This window comes from Mucilaginibacter angelicae, from assembly GCF_042434235.1.
Taxonomy (GTDB): domain Bacteria; phylum Bacteroidota; class Bacteroidia; order Sphingobacteriales; family Sphingobacteriaceae; genus Mucilaginibacter; species Mucilaginibacter angelicae.
In genome coordinates this window covers 17,458-34,122 of the sequence record NZ_JBHLTS010000073.1, presented here as the reverse complement: position 1 = coordinate 34,122, position 16,665 = coordinate 17,458, and the positions used below count along the sequence as shown (strand labels likewise).

Annotated in this window: 17 protein-coding genes; 9 read left to right on the top strand and 8 right to left on the bottom strand. The window is 42.5% G+C overall.

Annotation, left to right across the window (positions count from 1 at the left end):
* Window positions 1-129: 129 nt before the first annotated feature.
* On the top strand, window positions 130-1,518 hold the full coding sequence (locus ACFFGT_RS24005; RefSeq protein ID WP_377025054.1) for a glycosyl hydrolase family 18 protein: 1,389 nt from the start codon (window positions 130-132) through the stop codon (window positions 1,516-1,518).
* A 290-nt stretch (window positions 1,519-1,808) separates the two neighbouring features.
* Here ACFFGT_RS24005 and ACFFGT_RS24000 read toward each other — a convergent pair whose 3' ends face one another.
* Complete coding sequence (locus ACFFGT_RS24000; RefSeq protein WP_377025053.1) at window positions 1,809-2,621, bottom strand: DUF3108 domain-containing protein; 813 nt, start codon at window positions 2,619-2,621, stop codon at window positions 1,809-1,811.
* A gap of 234 nt (window positions 2,622-2,855) precedes the next feature.
* Between ACFFGT_RS24000 and ACFFGT_RS23995 the strand changes: the two genes are divergently transcribed.
* The 5 genes from ACFFGT_RS23995 to ACFFGT_RS23975 all read left to right on the top strand — a co-directional run bounded on the left by ACFFGT_RS23995 (window position 2,856) and on the right by ACFFGT_RS23975 (window position 8,067).
* Complete coding sequence (locus ACFFGT_RS23995; protein WP_377025052.1) at window positions 2,856-3,875, top strand: sensor histidine kinase; 1,020 nt, start codon at window positions 2,856-2,858, stop codon at window positions 3,873-3,875.
* Window positions 3,872-4,582 (top strand): LytR/AlgR family response regulator transcription factor, encoded by a 711-nt coding sequence (locus ACFFGT_RS23990; RefSeq protein WP_377025051.1) that lies wholly within the window; start codon window positions 3,872-3,874, stop codon window positions 4,580-4,582. The genes ACFFGT_RS23995 and ACFFGT_RS23990 overlap by 4 nt, the downstream gene beginning before the upstream one ends.
* A 34-nt stretch (window positions 4,583-4,616) precedes the next feature.
* Window positions 4,617-5,804, top strand: a complete 1,188-nt coding sequence (locus ACFFGT_RS23985) for an alginate lyase family protein (RefSeq protein WP_377025050.1) — start codon at window positions 4,617-4,619, stop codon at window positions 5,802-5,804.
* A 506-nt stretch (window positions 5,805-6,310) separates the two neighbouring features.
* Entirely contained in the window at window positions 6,311-6,907 is a 597-nt protein-coding gene (locus ACFFGT_RS23980; protein WP_377025049.1) for a TetR/AcrR family transcriptional regulator, read from the top strand.
* Between the two features lie 8 nt (window positions 6,908-6,915).
* Window positions 6,916-8,067: an FAD-dependent oxidoreductase gene (locus tag ACFFGT_RS23975; protein WP_377025048.1), complete on the top strand. Its 1,152-nt coding sequence runs from the start codon at window positions 6,916-6,918 to the stop codon at window positions 8,065-8,067.
* Between the two features lie 183 nt (window positions 8,068-8,250).
* On the opposite strand, the gene ACFFGT_RS23970 is transcribed toward ACFFGT_RS23975, so the two are convergent.
* From ACFFGT_RS23970 to ACFFGT_RS23950, 5 genes are all read right to left on the bottom strand, one after another.
* Window positions 8,251-9,273, bottom strand: a complete 1,023-nt coding sequence (locus tag ACFFGT_RS23970) for an asparaginase (RefSeq protein ID WP_377025047.1) — start codon at window positions 9,271-9,273, stop codon at window positions 8,251-8,253.
* Window positions 9,274-9,310: 37 nt separating this feature from the next.
* Complete coding sequence (locus ACFFGT_RS23965; RefSeq protein WP_377025046.1) at window positions 9,311-10,078, bottom strand: TatD family hydrolase; 768 nt, start codon at window positions 10,076-10,078, stop codon at window positions 9,311-9,313.
* A 142-nt stretch (window positions 10,079-10,220) separates the two neighbouring features.
* Window positions 10,221-11,225 (bottom strand): FKBP-type peptidyl-prolyl cis-trans isomerase, encoded by a 1,005-nt coding sequence (locus tag ACFFGT_RS23960; RefSeq protein WP_377025045.1) that lies wholly within the window; start codon window positions 11,223-11,225, stop codon window positions 10,221-10,223.
* 60 nt (window positions 11,226-11,285) lie between these two features.
* Window positions 11,286-12,263: an FKBP-type peptidyl-prolyl cis-trans isomerase gene (locus tag ACFFGT_RS23955; protein WP_377025044.1), complete on the bottom strand. Its 978-nt coding sequence runs from the start codon at window positions 12,261-12,263 to the stop codon at window positions 11,286-11,288.
* Window positions 12,264-12,270: 7 nt separating this feature from the next.
* Window positions 12,271-13,281 (bottom strand): DHH family phosphoesterase, encoded by a 1,011-nt coding sequence (locus tag ACFFGT_RS23950; protein WP_377025043.1) that lies wholly within the window; start codon window positions 13,279-13,281, stop codon window positions 12,271-12,273.
* A 210-nt stretch (window positions 13,282-13,491) separates the two neighbouring features.
* Here ACFFGT_RS23950 and ACFFGT_RS23945 point away from each other — a divergent pair, with 210 nt between their 5' ends.
* Both ACFFGT_RS23945 and ACFFGT_RS23940 read left to right on the top strand, forming a co-directional pair.
* Window positions 13,492-13,911 (top strand): nucleoside-diphosphate kinase, encoded by a 420-nt coding sequence (locus ACFFGT_RS23945; RefSeq protein WP_377025042.1) that lies wholly within the window; start codon window positions 13,492-13,494, stop codon window positions 13,909-13,911.
* 148 nt (window positions 13,912-14,059) lie between these two features.
* On the top strand, window positions 14,060-14,257 hold the full coding sequence (locus tag ACFFGT_RS23940; protein WP_377025041.1) for a hypothetical protein: 198 nt from the start codon (window positions 14,060-14,062) through the stop codon (window positions 14,255-14,257).
* Here the strand turns inward: ACFFGT_RS23940 and ACFFGT_RS23935 are convergent.
* Window positions 14,244-14,534 (bottom strand): DciA family protein, encoded by a 291-nt coding sequence (locus ACFFGT_RS23935; protein ID WP_377025040.1) that lies wholly within the window; start codon window positions 14,532-14,534, stop codon window positions 14,244-14,246. The two genes, ACFFGT_RS23940 and ACFFGT_RS23935, sit on opposite strands and share 14 nt — an antisense overlap.
* The gene (gene recF / locus ACFFGT_RS23930; protein ID WP_377025039.1) at window positions 14,527-15,627 is read right to left on the bottom strand and encodes a DNA replication/repair protein RecF; all 1,101 of its coding nucleotides are present in this window, start codon (window positions 15,625-15,627) and stop codon (window positions 14,527-14,529) included. The genes ACFFGT_RS23935 and recF overlap by 8 nt, the downstream gene beginning before the upstream one ends.
* 278 nt (window positions 15,628-15,905) lie before the next feature.
* Here recF and ACFFGT_RS23925 point away from each other — a divergent pair, with 278 nt between their 5' ends.
* A complete protein-coding gene (locus ACFFGT_RS23925) occupies window positions 15,906-16,583 on the top strand; it encodes a tetratricopeptide repeat protein (RefSeq protein ID WP_377025038.1) in 678 nt (225 codons plus the stop codon).
* Window positions 16,584-16,665: the final 82 nt, after the last annotated feature.

Sequence of the window (16,665 nt, the reverse complement as noted above, 5' to 3'; positions counted from 1 at the left end):
TCCACTACTATGCCAGTTATAGGCAAAGCGTATAAACCCCTCCCTGCTCGCTCTGCCTCGCCGCCGCCCTCCCGAGGGAGGGAATTTGAAGAATTTAGCCTTTAATCCATTTACCAATAAACCACCTTTATGAAAACAACTTTAAACTCCCGCCTGCTATGGTGTATAGCAGTAGTTTTCTTCGCGCTTTCATCGTGTCGTAAGGATAATTTTTCAGCCAATCAGCCCAATAACCCTGTTGATAACAGCGCTCAAAAGGCAGTAGCTGTTGATGCCGTGCCTGGCTTTAAGGTAGTAGGTTACTTGCCAAGCTGGGCTGGTGCCGTAAGCGCTGTTCAATTTTCAAAACTCACCCATGTTAACTACGCTTTTGTTGCGCCTACTCCATCGGGTGGTATCGGCGCGGTTGACAACGTATCCAAGCTGCAAAGCCTGGTATCAACCGGTCACGCTAATGGTGTAAAAGTACTGGTATCCTTTGGCGGCTGGAACAATGGCGACGACAGCGCTTTTGAAACATTGGCCGCCAATTCAACTTCACGTACTAATTTTGTGAACAACCTCATCAGCTTTGCTAACCAATACAATTTGGATGGCATAGATATCGACTGGGAATATCCTGACGATGGCGCTTCGGCTAATAATTACGCCGCACTGATGTCGCAATTAAGCACTGCACTACATAACCAGGGTAAGCTGTTAACTGCTGCTGTAATATCAAGCGATGGTTCAGGTGTATTGAACAGCGTTTTTGGCTATGTTGATTTCCTGAACCTGATGGCTTACGATGGTGACGGACCAAACCACTCGCCATATTCACTGGCCCAAACATCATTAAACTATTGGATTGGTCGCGGATTGCCAAAGGCTAAAGCTATTTTGGGTGTTCCGTTTTATGGTAGGGAGCCATATACCTCCTATGCCGATATCCTTGCGGGTGGCGGCAGTCCTAATTCAGATACCTGGAACGGGATTGGTTACAACGGTATTCCAACCATTAAAAGCAAAACTACACTGGCAATTAACCAGGGCGGAGGTATCATGATGTGGGAGTTATCACAGGATGTTACGGGTGCTAATTCTCTATTATCAGCTATAAACTCGGTTATCAACGGCAGCACAACGCCGCCTACATCCCCTCCCATCGGTACCGTAATTTCGCTTAAAGGCTTTAACAACCTATATGTAAGTGGCGAAAACGGCACACAAGCTATGAACTGTAACCGTGCTACCGCAGGCGATTGGGAACATTTCACCGTACTTGATGCAGGCGCCGGTAAAATCTACCTGCGCAGCATGGGCAAATATGTATCATCAGAAAACGGCACGCAAGCCATTACCTGTAACCGCACTACACCAGGCGACTGGGAAAAATTTGACTGGATAGTTACCACCGACGGCAAAATTACCCTGCGTGGCAACAACGGCAAATTCATCTCCAGCGAAAACGGCACACAAGCCATGACTTGCAACCGGGCTACAGCATCGGGCTGGGAAGCCTTCGGCCTAAACCAATAAAACTATTAACTGATCTATAACAAGGCCGGGGCTATGATTTGACATCATAGCCCCGGCTGTTTTCAGAGGATTATATTATGCACGTTAAGGAAAAATGTCATTTCGATAGAGCTTGAGTGGGGATGAGCGCCGGAGCGAAAGAGAAATCTTATACACCCTGACAAGCGTAATGCAGGGCGTAGAAGATTTTTCGCTATCGCTCAAGAGATAGTTTCTCCTCACCCTTACCGCACAAGTCCCCTACCTGTTCGTTCGAAATGACAACAGTAATTTGTTATTTTCATCAAAAATCACTTCGCGAACCTCGGCAGCAGATTAGTGGCGGCACCCATCATTTTTACTTTATATCGATACCCTCCCCCAAAAGAATCTTCCTCTTTTAAAAACTCGTGGTTCTTTTTGCTGATCCAGTAGGTTTCGGTAAAATGGCGACCGTTGTAATCGCTCTCGTTATACAGTTTCCAGCAATCAACCTTGTTACCATCCAGTGTGGCAATTACCTCGCTGCCGGTTACTTTGTATAACACATAAAGCGGCGCCGGGATTCCCGCCTCATAAAAAGGGACAGCAAAACTTTTGCCCTCGGCCAGCGGTAACATCTCAAAGGTTTCAATGTCTAAATTCCAGTTAAGGTTGGCGAAAGCGAAATCAAGCTTAAAATTCTTTACCTCATTATTGGCAACGGTATCGGCACTTACCACTTTATCAGCAGCCCAGTTAAAGGCTTTTGTTTTTTTACCGATGGTTTCTGAATGATAGATCGGCGCAAAATCCGCTGCTTTATTGATGGAATATATAGAACGATACGACGAACTATCGCTGCCATACCAGTGCTGGGTTACGGTAAATACCTTTTCGCCGTTGCGGGTTTCGAGGTTGATATCGCGCAGCCAAAGCCAAAATTTCAGACTGCGGTTGTCTTTTGTATTTTGAAAATACACGAGGTACTGTTTTAACCCGGGTTTAAGTGCTGATGTAAGCAGGCGCTTGTCTTTTACGCGGATGGTATCGGTTTGGGCAAATACTTTGGGCGTATGCGATAGCAGCAGTAAAAGGCTGAGGCTTATGGCTACTATTTTTTCGGCTAAGTGTTCGGTTTTCATGATAATTTGATTGTTTGATAAGGATAATTTCTGTTAACAGTTCAAAGCTGCCCTTTATCAATCGCCCGGTAAAATCAGTTAAACCAATGCTCCGTTCTTTTTAGCCTAATCCTGTATTTATTCAATAATGCACCGGCAGCCCGGCTTATTGAACATTTAGAGCCATTTATTGAATAAATACCGGCAATGATTTAAAACCGGCATCAACAAACAAAAAGCTTAGTAATTTTAAAAATGCAATTATTTAAAACCCGGCCAACTATTAAACAACTCCAGCTTTTGGTATGGGTATCAGTGTTCCTGCTCCTGTTTTTTTCTTATTTGCCGATGGATGGCGCGGCCGAATCGGCTATCTATGCCAGTGTAACCACCTCCTTTTATGCCATTATGATATATGGGAATATCCAGGTACTATACCCGCTGTTTTATCAAAAGGGCAAATATGTTTGGTATGTGCTGCTGGTGATTTTATTTGTAGCAGCAACAGGCGTGCTCCGTGGGTATACTACCTTATTCCTTTATAATACATTCTTTGCAAAAACACCGGAGGAGATCAGTTTAAAAGCTATCATTAATTATGTTTCGGGCGGAGTACTTATTTATATGATGAGCCTCATTTTCCGGATAGCGTTAGAATACTTCAAGCTAAAACAACAAACCGAAGAGATCATCATTCAAAAAAGCCAGGCCGAGCTAAACCTGCTTAAATCACAGGTGCAGCCGCACTTTTTATTCAACACGCTTAACAACATTTATTACGAGGCTTATCGCGAAGCGCCCCGCACAGCGGCTTTGATTGAGCGGCTTTCGGATATTATGCGCTATTTTGTTGATGAAAGCCCCAAGGATGATGTGGCTATCGGCACCGAAGTGCAGTTTATTGAAAATTATATCGCGTTAGAAAAAATCAGGATCAGGCATGAGGTGGTGGTATTTTTTGAAAAGAATTTCAATTCAGATCTCCGGATTCCACCTATGCTGCTCATGACTTTTGTGGAGAATATTTTTAAGCATGGTATCGATAAATCGAGCGAGCAAAACCTCATCGGCATCTCTTTGGTTCAACAGGATGGCTACCTGTTTTTTAAAACCAATAATGCCATCCATACCGAAATGGCCGGCAAGCGTACCACCGGCTTTGGTATTGTTAATTTAACTAAAAGGCTAACCATGCTGTATGGTTCAAACTTTGACCTCAAAATTGATAAAAGCAACAACACCTTTGCCGCATATTTAAAGATCCCGATAGCATGAACTTAAGCTGTATCATAATTGATGACGAACCCAATGCGGTTAACCTGCTCGAGATCCTGGTGCAGCAAAGTACCCAATGGCAGCTTAAAGCAAAATGCTATAACGCGCTTGAGGCGCTTGCCTTTTTGAAAAACCATAAGGTTGATTTTATTTTTTTGGATATCAACATGCCGCAGCTAACGGGCATGGAACTGGCAGGCCTGCTGCCACCGCAAACCAAAATTGTATTCACCACCGCCTATTCGGAGTATGCAGCCGAGAGCTATACCTACCAAACTATCGATTACCTGCTGAAACCGATCACCCTGAAACGTTTCCTGGCGGCTATGCAAAAAATAGAAGCTTATTTTGTTAAGCCTGCTCCTGTGATACAGCAACCCCCAACTACTGATGAGGGCTATTTCTTTGTAAAATCGGGCAAGGTATTACGCCGGATCCTGCTTGACGAGATCTTATACTTTGAAGGCGAAAAGGAATATGTAAGGCTGGTAACCGCCCAGGAACAATTACTTATTTATCGCCGTTTAAAAGATATTGAAGAACAGCTTTCGCCCCCCTTTGTACGGGTACACAACTCCTATATTGTAAACACCAAACAACTGGTAAAAATTCAGGATAACCATATCTATATCGCCGATAAACATATCCCCGTAAGCGAAAAATTTAAAGATAGCTTTATGATGATAATTAATAAAAGGATATTTTAGCATAAGTAAGGCAAACCAGGCCTTGCCCTATCTTATGAAATTCAAAAAACTATCTGCCCTGTTGCTTTTGCTATTTGTCATGTTCAATAACTCATCCTTCGCGCAGCAAAAAACCGGCTTCCTGTTGGTTGATGAGCAATTGTTAGCCAAATCGAAAGAGCTATTAAAACAGGGAGATAAAGAAGCATCCGCAAAAATTAACACCATTATCGGGCGGGCGGACAGCGCGCTTACCAAAGGCCCATATTCCGTTACTTTCAATAAAACCAAAACAGCGCCCAACAACGATAAGCACGACTATGTGAGCCAGGCCCCCTACTGGTGGGCCGATCCAGCAAAACCAAACGGCCTGCCCTATATCCGCAAAGACGGCGAGCGTAACCCGGAAATTTATTTATTGCACGACCGCAGCCAACTCGGCGACATGTGTTCGGCCGTAAAGCAATTGGCATTTGCTTACTACTATACAGGCAACGAAAAATATGCTGTGAAGGCCAAAACCTTACTGCAAACATGGTTTATTGATCCACCTACCCGCATGAACCCCAACTTAAACTATGCGCAATACATTCCGGGATTAAATGATGGGCGGGGTATTGGTATTATTGAAAGCCGTGAACTAACTGTCATCCCCGATGCCATTGCCATGTTGAACGGCAGCAGTGCTTTTGACGCTAAATTGGTAAACAATATTAAAGATTGGTTCAAAGCTTTTGCCGGCTGGCTGCAAACCAGCCCTAATGGTAAAGACGAACATTCACAACTCAATAACCATGGTTCCTATTATGATGTACAGCTCATTGATTATTCGCTTTTTACGGGAGATAAGAAAACGGCTGTACTATTGCTTCAAAATACTACTATAGCCCGGATCGAAAAACAGTTTACACCCGAAGGTGCCCAGCCCCTTGAACTGGCCCGCACCAAATCATGGGATTATGTGAACATGAACCTGTATGCCTGGTGCCAGCTGGCAATACTGGCAGGGCATGTAAATATCGATCTGTGGCATCAGCAGACTGCTGATGGCCGGGGAATGAAGGCTGCTGTAAAATGGCTGATCCCCTATGCTTCCGGCGAAAAGAAATGGGAAAACCAGCAGATAGCCGGGTTTGAGTACGAACAGTTAAAATTTATTATGGATAAGGCGAGTGCGCAATATCCTGATCTGAAGTTTGATGAGGTGTTTAAGAGATTCCCAAGAGAATTGGAGGTGGAATAATGGGAGTATACTATTTAGATAACTTACCCGGCAATCCCGTTTTTTTAGAAACTCTTTCGCCTTTTCTACTTTGTTCACAACAAAAGGGGCATTAGAATGATCTTTGATATCATTACTTAAGATGGCACGACCATATCCTATTTCCGTGTCTCTCGTTTTTTTGATTGTTGACATAGTACATATTTACTTAATAGTTACCTCACTCACTTCCACGATAAATTTAAAACTGGAGCATGAGGAGCGCGCCTCTTCTTCACTCTCACTGCTATAAGCACATAGTTTAAATAACTGTTACTAATCCTCTCCTTTTAAGCTATTTTCTCGCAAAGGCGCGAAGACGCAAAGTTTTTTCTTAGCGCCTTCGCGTCTTTGCGTGCTTAAATAAATCGTACACAATTGATATAAACCTTTCGCGTCTTCCAACCCAATTGTCATAATTTCAAAAAACAATTATAAGTAAATAAACATTTACTTATAATTGTATCGAGATTCAAATTACTCACATTATGAGGCCAAAGAATTTAGAAAAAGAACAAGCCATCCGCACCATTGCCCTGGATATCATCGCCAGTGAAGGCCTGGAAAACCTGAGTATGCAAAAGCTGGCTAAAGCGGCTAATGTATCTCCCCGTACCATTTATATTAAATACGAGGATAAGGACGATCTGCTGATCAAGCTTTTCATTACTGAAGTTTTAGGGGCTTATGAAGCTGCCATATTAAAAGACTTCGATACGGAGATGGATTTTGAAACCGGGGTAAAAAAACTCTGGCATAACGGTTTTCAATATTTAACAAACAACCGTACACACTTCGCGCTGATCCTGTATGGCAAATCCTCACCGCTGTTAAATAAGGCTTATCAAAAGCAAAATATCAGGCAGGGGCAGTTTTTTGCGCCTATCCATCAGTTTATGGAGGCTAAAGTAAAGGCGGGGATCATTCTCAATCTTCCTTTTGACGTGCAGCGGGCATTATTGTTCTCTCCGATGCTTGATTTGGTAAACGAGTTTTTTGATCACGCCGACAGGCCTGTACAGATTATTACCGATGAAGTAATTGCAACCTGCTGCGATGCGGTAATAAAAGGAATAATGAAATAATTAACAACATGAAAGCAATTAAAAACAAAAACATAGCTATTGTAGGCGGCGGCCCCGGCGGGCTAACCCTTGCCCGGATCTTACAAATGAACGGCGCCAGCGTAAAGGTTTACGAACGCGACCTGAACCGGGATGTGCGGGTGCAGGGCGCTACGCTTGATCTGCATGAAGAATCCGGATTAAAAGCGCTCGAAGTGGCCGGTTTGATGGATGCATTTAACGCCAACTACCGTCCCGGCGCCGACAAGCTCCGCGTTGTAGATAAACATGGCAACATTGTACTTGATGAACATGGTGCCGATGGAGGTTCTTATAACCGTCCCGAAATTGATCGTGGGCCGTTAAGGAAAATCCTGCTCGAATCTCTACAGCCCGACACGGTTGTTTGGGATAGTCAATTTGTAGCGCTCGGCGAACAGGATGGCACAATTAAATTGGAGTTTAAAAATGGCACAATCGCCTGGGTCGATGTGGTGATAGCAGCAGACGGTGCCAATTCCAGGATCCGCCCGTATATTACTCCTATTAAACCTTTTTATGCTGGTGTAAGTGTGATAGAGGGCGCAGTTTATAATTCGGAAAAGGCAAGCCCCCGGATCCATGAACTTTTGAACGATGGTAAAATATTTGCCATGGGCGATGAAAAAACACTCATAGTAAGCTCAAAAGGTGATGGCAGCCTGGTATTTTATGCAGGTATTAAATCGTCCGAATCGTGGTTGCAGGATAGCGGAATTGATTTCAGGGATAAAGCGCAGGTATTTGCCTGGTTTAAACAGGAGTTTGCTGGCTGGGATAGCATCTGGGATGAACTGTTTGAAAACGCCGAACCTGTATTTATACCCCGACCGCAATATTGTATGCCTTTAGATCAAACCTGGGAAGCTTTACCAAACCTTACCATGCTTGGCGATGCCGCTCACCTGATGCCACCCTATGCCGGCGAAGGCGTAAACATGGCTATGTTCGATGCTTTGGAACTGGCCCAATGCCTGCTTAGTGATGATTATGCCGATACACATGATGCAATTGAAGCCTATGAAAAACAGATGCGCACAAGGGCATCAGAAACCGCGGCCATGACATTGGAGCAAACGGATTCATTGCATTCGGCTGATGGGTTAAGGAATTTGGTGGCGATGTTTAACCCGGAGGAATAATCCCCAATAATGCTCCGCTAACAGCCGTTAAAACAAAAGCGTCATTGCGGGGTACGAAGCAATCCCCGATCTGCAGAGCCGCTCTGTATAGTTTGGGATTGCTTCGTACCTTGCAATAACGGTTTTATTATGCTATTTTAAAAACCTACTTTTAATCAGGCTATCAGCATCACTTTATAAAGTTCATGATACCGTAATCTCGCCCCTCAAATCTGTTTCCAGCCATTCTTTCACCTGCAGCGGGTCATCGCTTTGGCCAAGCAGGTACATCATTTTGGTTACAGCCGATTCAAAGGTCATATCATAGCCGTTGGCAATGCCGATATCTTTAAGGTGCTTGCTGGTTTCGTAACGGCCAAGCTCAACAGTACCAACCTTACATTGCGAAATATCAAGGATCACTTTACCCCTGTCCACAGCATTTTTAAGCAGATCGATAAACCAGGCATCGGTTGTGGTATTGCCAGCACCAAAGGTTTCCATTACTATACCCCGTACATCTGCACTTAAAATGTTCTCTACTACTTTAGGGCTTATGCCCGGGTACAATTTCAATACACCAACATCACTCACCAGGTTGTTGTGCACTATCAGCGAGCTTTCATCTTCAGGCTGCCTGATATCGTTTACACTAAAGCGTAAATGCACGCCAGATTCGGCCAAAATAGGATAGTTTGGCGAGCGGAAAGCCTCAAATTTGGATGAATTATATTTAAAAGCCCTGTTACCGCGGAAAAGTTTATAATCAAAATAAATACAAACCTCGGGCACGCGGGCACGATCGTTCTTTTTAGCTTTGGCAATTTCAATTGCCGTCATCAGGTTTTCCTTTGCATCGGTACGGATGGCGCTTATAGGCAATTGCGAGCCCGTGAAAATGATGGGCTTGCCTAAGTTCTCTAACATAAAGCTCAGTGCAGATGCAGTATAAGCCATTGTATCCGAGCCGTGTAAAATCACAAAACCATCGTTATCATGGTAGTTTGACTGGATTAAACCAGCCAGTTCGCTCCAGATCTCGGGGTTCATGTTTGATGAATCTATGATCTCTTCAAACGAGTGTACCTTAATACGGCAGTTAAGCTTTTCAAGCTCGGGCACATTATCCATTATTTGCTCAAAATTGATAGGCTTGAGCACCTTTGTAACCGGATCACTCATCATACCTATTGTCCCTCCGGTATAAATGATCAAAATTTGGCTCATTAATTAAGGTTTATGTTGTAATAAATATTAAACAATTTTAAATTCCGAACACAAGCCTGGAATTTTCGGTAGTGACCTCAGCCACTTTCTCAATGCTTGTTTGGTGAAGCTCTGCTACCTTTTGGGCAATAAACACCAGGTATGAGCTTTCATTAGGTTTACCCCTGAACGGAACGGGCGTAAGGTACGGAGAATCTGTTTCTAAAACTATATGCTTTAAGTCAATTTCCGGTATTACCTTCTCAAGTCCCGAGTTTTTATAGGTTACAATGCCACCTATCCCGAGGTAAAAATTAAGGTCGATCACTTTTTGGGCCTGCTCAACCGTGCCGCCAAAACAATGAAAAATGCCGCGCAGCTTTTCATCAGCTTCCTGCTGCAATACCTCGTACACCTCGTCAAAAGCATCGCGGCAATGGATCACAATTGCCAGGTCAAGGCTTTTGGCCCAGTTAATCTGCTTTACAAAAGCATCCACCTGTTCTTTTAAATGCGTTTTATCCCAATACAGGTCAATACCAATCTCACCAATGGCATAGATCTTATTCTGCTGATGGGCATTCATAATGGCCGAAAGTTCGTCTTCCCAATTTTCCTTTACATCGCAGGGATGTAAGCCCAGCATCGGGTAGCAATATTGAGGATACTCATTCACCAAATCATAAACCAGTGGTACGGAAGCTGCATCAACATTTGGTAAAAACAAGCGGGTAATGTTATTATCGATACAACGCTGCATTAACGCCGTGCGTTTGTCAGTAATGGTTTCGTAGTATAGATGGGTGTGCGTGTCGGTTAAAACCATGCTGCAAAAATAAACCTTGGATACTTAATAACGAATTTATAGCGGTAAAGTATCCCCCCAATTAATTTAAAATTGCGCCTTATAAACAAAAAACCTCCTGCTTTTAAGGCAGGAGGTTGATTATCATATATTTTCAATACTACTAATTGGTTTTTTTGGCAGGTTTTACTTTTACCATTTCAATATCAAATAACAAGGTGCTGTTTGGCGGAATAGCGCCCGAACCCCGCTCCCCGTAACCAAGGCCTGATGGGATAACGAAAGTGGCTTTTGAACCCTCGTTCATTAAAAGCAAGCCTTCTTCCCAACCCGGTATAACCCGCCCCTCGCCAATAACAACGCTGATAGGTTCATAAGGACGGCCTGGTTGATCTAAACCTGCAGCCTTGGCATTAGCCTCAATGCTGCTGTCAAACACTTTTCCGTTGAGCAATTTGCCGGTATAATTTACCAGCACTGTATCACCGTTTACCGGTTTATATTTATCCGACGGACTTGTGATCATGTATTGCAGACCCGAGGCTGTAGTTGTGGTTTTAAGACCGTGAGCAGTTACGTACTCATTGGCTGCGGCAACTTCAGCTTGTTTTTGTTTTTCCATGGCGGCATTCCTTTCGGCCATAGCTTCATTTATGGATTGTATCTTTTCCATCTTTAAAACAAAAGTCAGGAAACTGCCTTTCGGAAAAAATGGCGGGCGGGCTTCTTCATGGCCTTTAAATATCGAATCGGTAGGGATTTTTACCAATGCGCTGTCTTTAGCGGCAAGCAGAGGGAACACATCCATCATATCGCCCAAAGCGCGTGACGGTTGGATCTGTGCCTGTGCAGGATGACCTGCAGTATAGCTGCTGTAAAGCACAGAATCTTTACCTGTTTTCTGGATAAAGTTAAAGGTGATCACATCGCTGATCTTTGGCTTTGCACCCGGATTTGCAGTGTAGATCTTATAAAAAGAACCTTTAGAAGTTTTAAGCATGCCAGCAACCTGGGGAGGTGTGACACTCTTTTTCACGATGGCAGGCTTTTTTACAGCACCACTTTTGGCTGCAGCCGTATGTTTTTTTACACCACCTGTTTGTGCACTGGCTGTCAATGCCGAGACAGTTAGTAAAGATGCTATAAAATAAAGAATGTACTTTTTCATAAGCTATAAATAAAAAAGCCTTTCCTGCGGGTGCAGGAAAGGCCTTGTAAAATAGTATAATTATTTTGTTGCCGGAGTTGGCATTTGCATTTGCGGCATAACCGGTTTCGGTGCGTTTGGATTTGGATGAACGATATCAACCAGCTCAACTTCAAACACAAGCGGTGTGTAAGGCTGCATTTGCGGGCTGCCCTGATCGCCATAACCTAATGCTGATGGAACAACCAACACTGCTTTGGTACCTTTATTAAACAATTGGAAAGCTTCATCCCAACCTTTGATCACTTTGCTTTCACCTACCGGGATACGGATAGGCTGATAAGGGTTCATTGGGTTGATCTGCATTTTTTCTTTTACAGCTACAGCTTTAACACTTGTTTCCAAAACCTTGCCGGTAACAAGCCTCAAAGTATAGTTAATTACGGCTGTATCACCTACTGCTACGTTTGCACCGCTGCCTGGTGTAGTAACTGCATAGTTTAAGCCTGAAGTTGTTGTTACAAATTTCAGGTCTTTATGAGTATCTAAATAACCTTTGATCTTAGCGGGCTCTTTACCTTTAAGGGCATCAGTTTGACCTTTCATGTACTGGGTAACACGATCGCGGAAAACAGTTTCGTTAAGAGCGCCTTTGGCAATAACCTTTTCAATTTTAATTGTATAAACCAGGTATTTACCTTTAAAACCCGGCGGGCGTTGCTGACCACCTTTAAATACCGAATCGGCTGCAATTTTGAATGTAGCGCTATCACCTTCGCCCAATAAGCTCAACCCTGAAACAATATCACCTTTCATCTGAGGTTTAGGCATCAGCGTTGGTATAGGCTGGCCATTATCATATGAGTTATTGATAATTGAATCTTTATCAGTTTTAAGGATCATGTTCAGTGTCATAAAGTCACCTTCCTTAACTTTGGGATTGCCTTTTGAAGTGTGGATATTATAAAGCAAGCCGCCTTCGCCCTGCTTAAACCCACCGTTGCAACTTGCAAATCCAATAGCCGCAAGTGACAGAAACATCAGTTTTCTTTTCATCATTACTTTTTTACTGTATTAATAGTTTTTTATATTCAGGTAAAATTTGTTTAAATTGTTGTACAACCTGCTCAAGGCTGTTTTCGGAATGACCACCGGCCGCATTGCGGTGACCGCCGCCATTAAAGTATTTTTTGCAAATCTCGTTAGCCGGGAACTCCCCTTTTGAGCGTAACGAAAGTTTTACCCTGTCGCTGCGTTCAACTATAAAGGCAGCCAAACGTACGTTTGCCATCGATAGTGCATAATTTACCACACCTTCTGTATCACCGGTTTCAACATCAAACCGTTCCAGGTCCTGCTTGCTAACTGCAATAATAGCTGTATTAAATTCGGGCAGTACTTCCAGGCAATTAGCCAGGCAATGGCCCAAAAAGCGTAACCTGTTTTCGGATGCGCTATTGTATACCAGCTCATGAATGCGCCAGTTAACAGCACCGGCATCTATTAAATCGGCAACTATGCGGTGAACTGTTGATGTAGTGTTTGGAAGCCTGAATGAAGCCGAATCGGTCATGATGCCTGTATAAAGACAGGTTGCCACATCCTTATTTACAAGCTCTTTATGGTGCAATTCGTTTACAATAAAATCATACACCAATTGCGCGGTAGCGCAGGCGTTGATATCCCAGTGCCTGTAATCGTCAAAGTCGGCAGGTTCCAGGTGATGATCGATCATGATCTTGTAAGCGCTGCTTCCGCCAACTAATTCACCCATATCGTTGATACGGCTCAGGGCATTAAAGTCAAGGCAAAATATAAGTTTCGCATCGGCTATCAGGGCGGCAGCCTCTTCGCGGTGCTCGGTATATATAATAACATCCTCATTACCGGGCAGCCAACTTAAAAAGTCAGGGTAATCTGTAGGGGCAATAACCCTGGCATGATGGCCCTGCTGTATCAAATAATTATATAAGCCTAATGACGACCCCATAGCATCACCATCAGGTTTATGATGGGTTGTGATCACTATCTTTTGAGGCTGCGTTAAAAGGTCAGTAAGCGAAGCTAAATCAAACATCAATTCTTAAAAAAGAGTTGCAAAGCTAAATAAATTAATCAAATACAAACCATCTAATTTAATTCAAAAAGCTTTATCTTACAGTTACAAAAGCCTATTTTTGCCGCAAATTTTAAATATCACCCAAGCTATTAACAAACTTGTGGTTTAAAGTTGACCCAAAAAAGGCATTTAGTCTATTAATAACCCAAAAAAGAAACAATTATTTCAATGAAAACCAACAGAACATTTACCATGATAAAGCCTGATGCTGTTGCTGACGGTCATATCGGTGCTATTTTAGACATTATAACCAAAAACGGTTTTAAAATTATTGCCCTTAAATACACTAAATTATCTGCCGAAAAAGCCGGACAGTTTTACGAAGTGCATAAAGAGCGTCCTTTTTATAACGGATTGGTTGAATTTATGTCATCAGGTCCTATTGTGGCAGCTATCCTTGAAAAAGACAACGCTATTGCCGATTTCCGCAAACTGATTGGCGCTACTAACCCTGCTGATGCTGCTGAAGGTACCATCCGTAACCTGTATGCAAGGTCAATTGGCGAAAATGCCGTTCACGGTTCAGACTCTGACGACAATGCCGACATTGAAGGAAACTTCTTTTTCTCGGCTTTTGAAAGGTTTTAAGTAAGCTCATTTCGGGTGCAATCAGGCAACCAGCGGGTTACACCCGAAATGTTTACGTTTTTCTTGCAATTATGGTTACATTTTTTTTAACTTTACATCCGCACCTGAACTATATTACATAATTGACAAACCGATAATATCACACAACATGAAACCACTATTCAAATACATATTTTACGTACTAATATTGGTATTGTTGGTTATTGGTTCGATTATGCTTTACAGGACACACCCCGAAGCGCAACTTGCCTTCACTATTCCAGGCCTGTTCATCCTTGCTTATTCAAAGCTTACCGACGACCTTAAATTAAGGCAACACGGTTTACGCATGTTTAGAGGAAGATAATCTCTTCAACAAGCACACTTTTAGCTTCATTGTTTATTTTTTCAATTATCTGGCTGCGCATCAGCATCAGTTCGTTTTTTATTACGGATGATTCTATCCGCAGGAATAATTTTTTATCGCGCACAAATAACTCTTTAGTACGGTTAGCTACCGATTTGCCTACCAGGTTTGGCCAGGCCGTAATAACGCCCGTTTCATCAAAACGCCGTTTGATCTTATACACATTAAGCATTTGCTCAATGGCCTCTTTAAGTGTTTTGTCGTTAGTTTTACGCATCAATCGCTCCTCCCTTTACTTTAAATAGTTTAACAGCTACCCCTATTTTATTAAAAACACTTTCAACACGTTCTACCCCGGTATCAGTTATAAAAACCTGCCCGAAATCATTATTTGATACCATCTGCATTAATTTGGTAACCCGCCCGTCATCAAGCTTATCAAAAATATCATCAAGCAAAAGCAAGGGCTTAAATCCTTTTTGCTGATACAGGAAAGTATACTGCGCAAGCTTAAGCGCAATTAAAAATGATTTTTGCTGTCCCTGCGATCCGAATTTTTTCATGGCCATACCGTGAATATTGAATTGCAGGTCATCTTTATGAATCCCGGCTGTCGTACGTTCCAGCACTTTATCCCGGTCAAAGCTCTTCTTTAATAAACTGTCAAAATCATCTCCCAGCAATTGCGATTCATATACCAGCTCAACACGCTCGGCATTATCGCTCAAAAAATCGTAATGCTTATTAAAAATAGCAACAAACCCCTCCATGAAATCCCTGCGCCTTTCAAAAATGCGATTACCTGAAGCGTTCAGCTGCTCATCAATTACTTCAAACAACCCGGCATCATATCGCCCCGTATCAGCCACTTGTTTTAAAAGCGCGTTGCGGTTGGTGAGGATCTTGTTATAAGTGATCAGCTCATCTAAATAATGATTATCTGTTTGCGATATTACATTATCAATAAACTTGCGCCGCTCTTCGCTCCCTTCGGTAATGATACTGGTATCATTTGGCGAGATCATTACCAGCGGCAACAGCCCGATATGATCGGCCAGGCGCTGGTAGTCTTTTTTATTGCGTTTAAACTGCTTTTTTTGATTGCGCTTTACCGAGCAGGCGACAGCCTCGGGCTGATCATTCTTATTAAATACGCCGGTAACAATAAAAAAATCGGCACCCTGCTTAATCTGCTGGCTGTCTATCGGGTTAAAGTAACTTTTGCATAACGACAGGTAATGAATAGCATCGAGCAAATTGGTTTTGCCCGCACCATTGTTTCCGGTAAAAGCGTTAACCCCCTCGCTGAAAACCAGTTCGGCCTCATCGTAATTTTTAAAGTTGATAACTGACAGCTGTTGCAGGTGCATGGGATGGCAAAGTTAGTGTTTTTTGGTGAGTGGTTGTTTTTTGGGTGAGTGGTTGATTGAGTTTATTAGGTGAATGGTTGGTGTATTTTGCGAAAAGCGGCTTATTTAGGTTGATTAGCAAATGATTTAGCTTGATTAAAGCATGGCCTTTTAGCAGATTTTCACTACTCACCTGATCAACTCAATCAACCGCTCACCCTTCTTTAATTATTTAATACAAAAGGTATTGCCAGTAAATTTGAAAACCGTATTTTTGCAAACTTAATTTTAGAACAACAATGTCAAAAACCCAGGCTAACATCAAAGTTGCAGCACCAGAAAACAATTTTGGTCAGAGTGGCAAATTTGTGCGTGAGAATCAAAAAAGCTTATTATTTATTGTAGGGGCCATTATTGCCCTTATAGCTATCTATTTCATTTACTTAAAATTATACTTAGGTCCGCGTGAAGTTACTGCCACTAACCAAATGTATAAAGCACAGGATTTTTGGCAGCAAAAAAACTGGGACAAAGCCATTAAAGGTGATGCCGGTTTCCCGGGTTTTGAAAAAATCATCAGCGATTACAGCAATACCAAAGCTGCAAACCTTGCTTATTTTTACTTGGGTACAGCTTATTTAAACAAAGGTGATTACCGTAAAGCTATTGACAACCTTACCAATTACCGCGGTGATGATAGCATGCTGGCAGCCGAAGCTTTTGGCAGCACCGGCGATGCTTACGTAGAATTGAAAGATTACGAAAAAGCAGAAACCTATTTCAGCAAAGCTGCTGATAAAGCAAAGAATAAATTTTTATCGCCGCTTTACCTTAAAAAATTAGGTTTAGCTTACGAGGCTCAGAAAAACAACAAAGACGCTGCTGAAGCATATAAAAGAATAAAAACTGAATATCCTGAAAGCGACGAGGCTCGAAATATCGACGAATATATAGCCCGCGCTGAAGCGAAACAATAATTTATTTCGGATTTGAGAATTTCGATTTCGGATTTATCGGGTTTTAAATACCTTTAAATCCGGAATCGATTTTTTTTATAAG

Bases quoted from the DNA above. Each gene is read 5' to 3' on its own strand.
- ACFFGT_RS23935 (WP_377025040.1), bottom strand. From the start codon at position 14,534: ATGCGTAAAACTAACGACAAAACACTTAAAGAGGCCATTGAGCAAATG.
- ACFFGT_RS23950 (WP_377025043.1), bottom strand. From the start codon at position 13,281: ATGTTTGATTTAGCTTCGCTTACTGACCTTTTAACGCAGCCTCAAAAG.
- ACFFGT_RS23970 (WP_377025047.1), bottom strand. From the start codon at position 9,273: ATGAGCCAAATTTTGATCATTTATACCGGAGGGACAATAGGTATGATG.
- ACFFGT_RS23925 (WP_377025038.1), top strand. From the start codon at position 15,906: ATGTCAAAAACCCAGGCTAACATCAAAGTTGCAGCACCAGAAAACAAT.
- ACFFGT_RS24005 (WP_377025054.1), top strand. From the start codon at position 130: ATGAAAACAACTTTAAACTCCCGCCTGCTATGGTGTATAGCAGTAGTT.
- ACFFGT_RS23985 (WP_377025050.1), top strand. From the start codon at position 4,617: ATGAAATTCAAAAAACTATCTGCCCTGTTGCTTTTGCTATTTGTCATG.
- ACFFGT_RS23940 (WP_377025041.1), top strand. From the start codon at position 14,060: ATGAAACCACTATTCAAATACATATTTTACGTACTAATATTGGTATTG.
- ACFFGT_RS23965 (WP_377025046.1), bottom strand. From the start codon at position 10,078: ATGGTTTTAACCGACACGCACACCCATCTATACTACGAAACCATTACT.
- ACFFGT_RS23980 (WP_377025049.1), top strand. From the start codon at position 6,311: ATGAGGCCAAAGAATTTAGAAAAAGAACAAGCCATCCGCACCATTGCC.
- ACFFGT_RS23945 (WP_377025042.1), top strand. From the start codon at position 13,492: ATGAAAACCAACAGAACATTTACCATGATAAAGCCTGATGCTGTTGCT.
- ACFFGT_RS23990 (WP_377025051.1), top strand. From the start codon at position 3,872: ATGAACTTAAGCTGTATCATAATTGATGACGAACCCAATGCGGTTAAC.
- ACFFGT_RS23955 (WP_377025044.1), bottom strand. From the start codon at position 12,263: ATGATGAAAAGAAAACTGATGTTTCTGTCACTTGCGGCTATTGGATTT.
- ACFFGT_RS23960 (WP_377025045.1), bottom strand. From the start codon at position 11,225: ATGAAAAAGTACATTCTTTATTTTATAGCATCTTTACTAACTGTCTCG.
- ACFFGT_RS23995 (WP_377025052.1), top strand. From the start codon at position 2,856: ATGCAATTATTTAAAACCCGGCCAACTATTAAACAACTCCAGCTTTTG.
- ACFFGT_RS23975 (WP_377025048.1), top strand. From the start codon at position 6,916: ATGAAAGCAATTAAAAACAAAAACATAGCTATTGTAGGCGGCGGCCCC.
- ACFFGT_RS24000 (WP_377025053.1), bottom strand. From the start codon at position 2,621: ATGAAAACCGAACACTTAGCCGAAAAAATAGTAGCCATAAGCCTCAGC.
- recF (WP_377025039.1), bottom strand. From the start codon at position 15,627: ATGCACCTGCAACAGCTGTCAGTTATCAACTTTAAAAATTACGATGAG.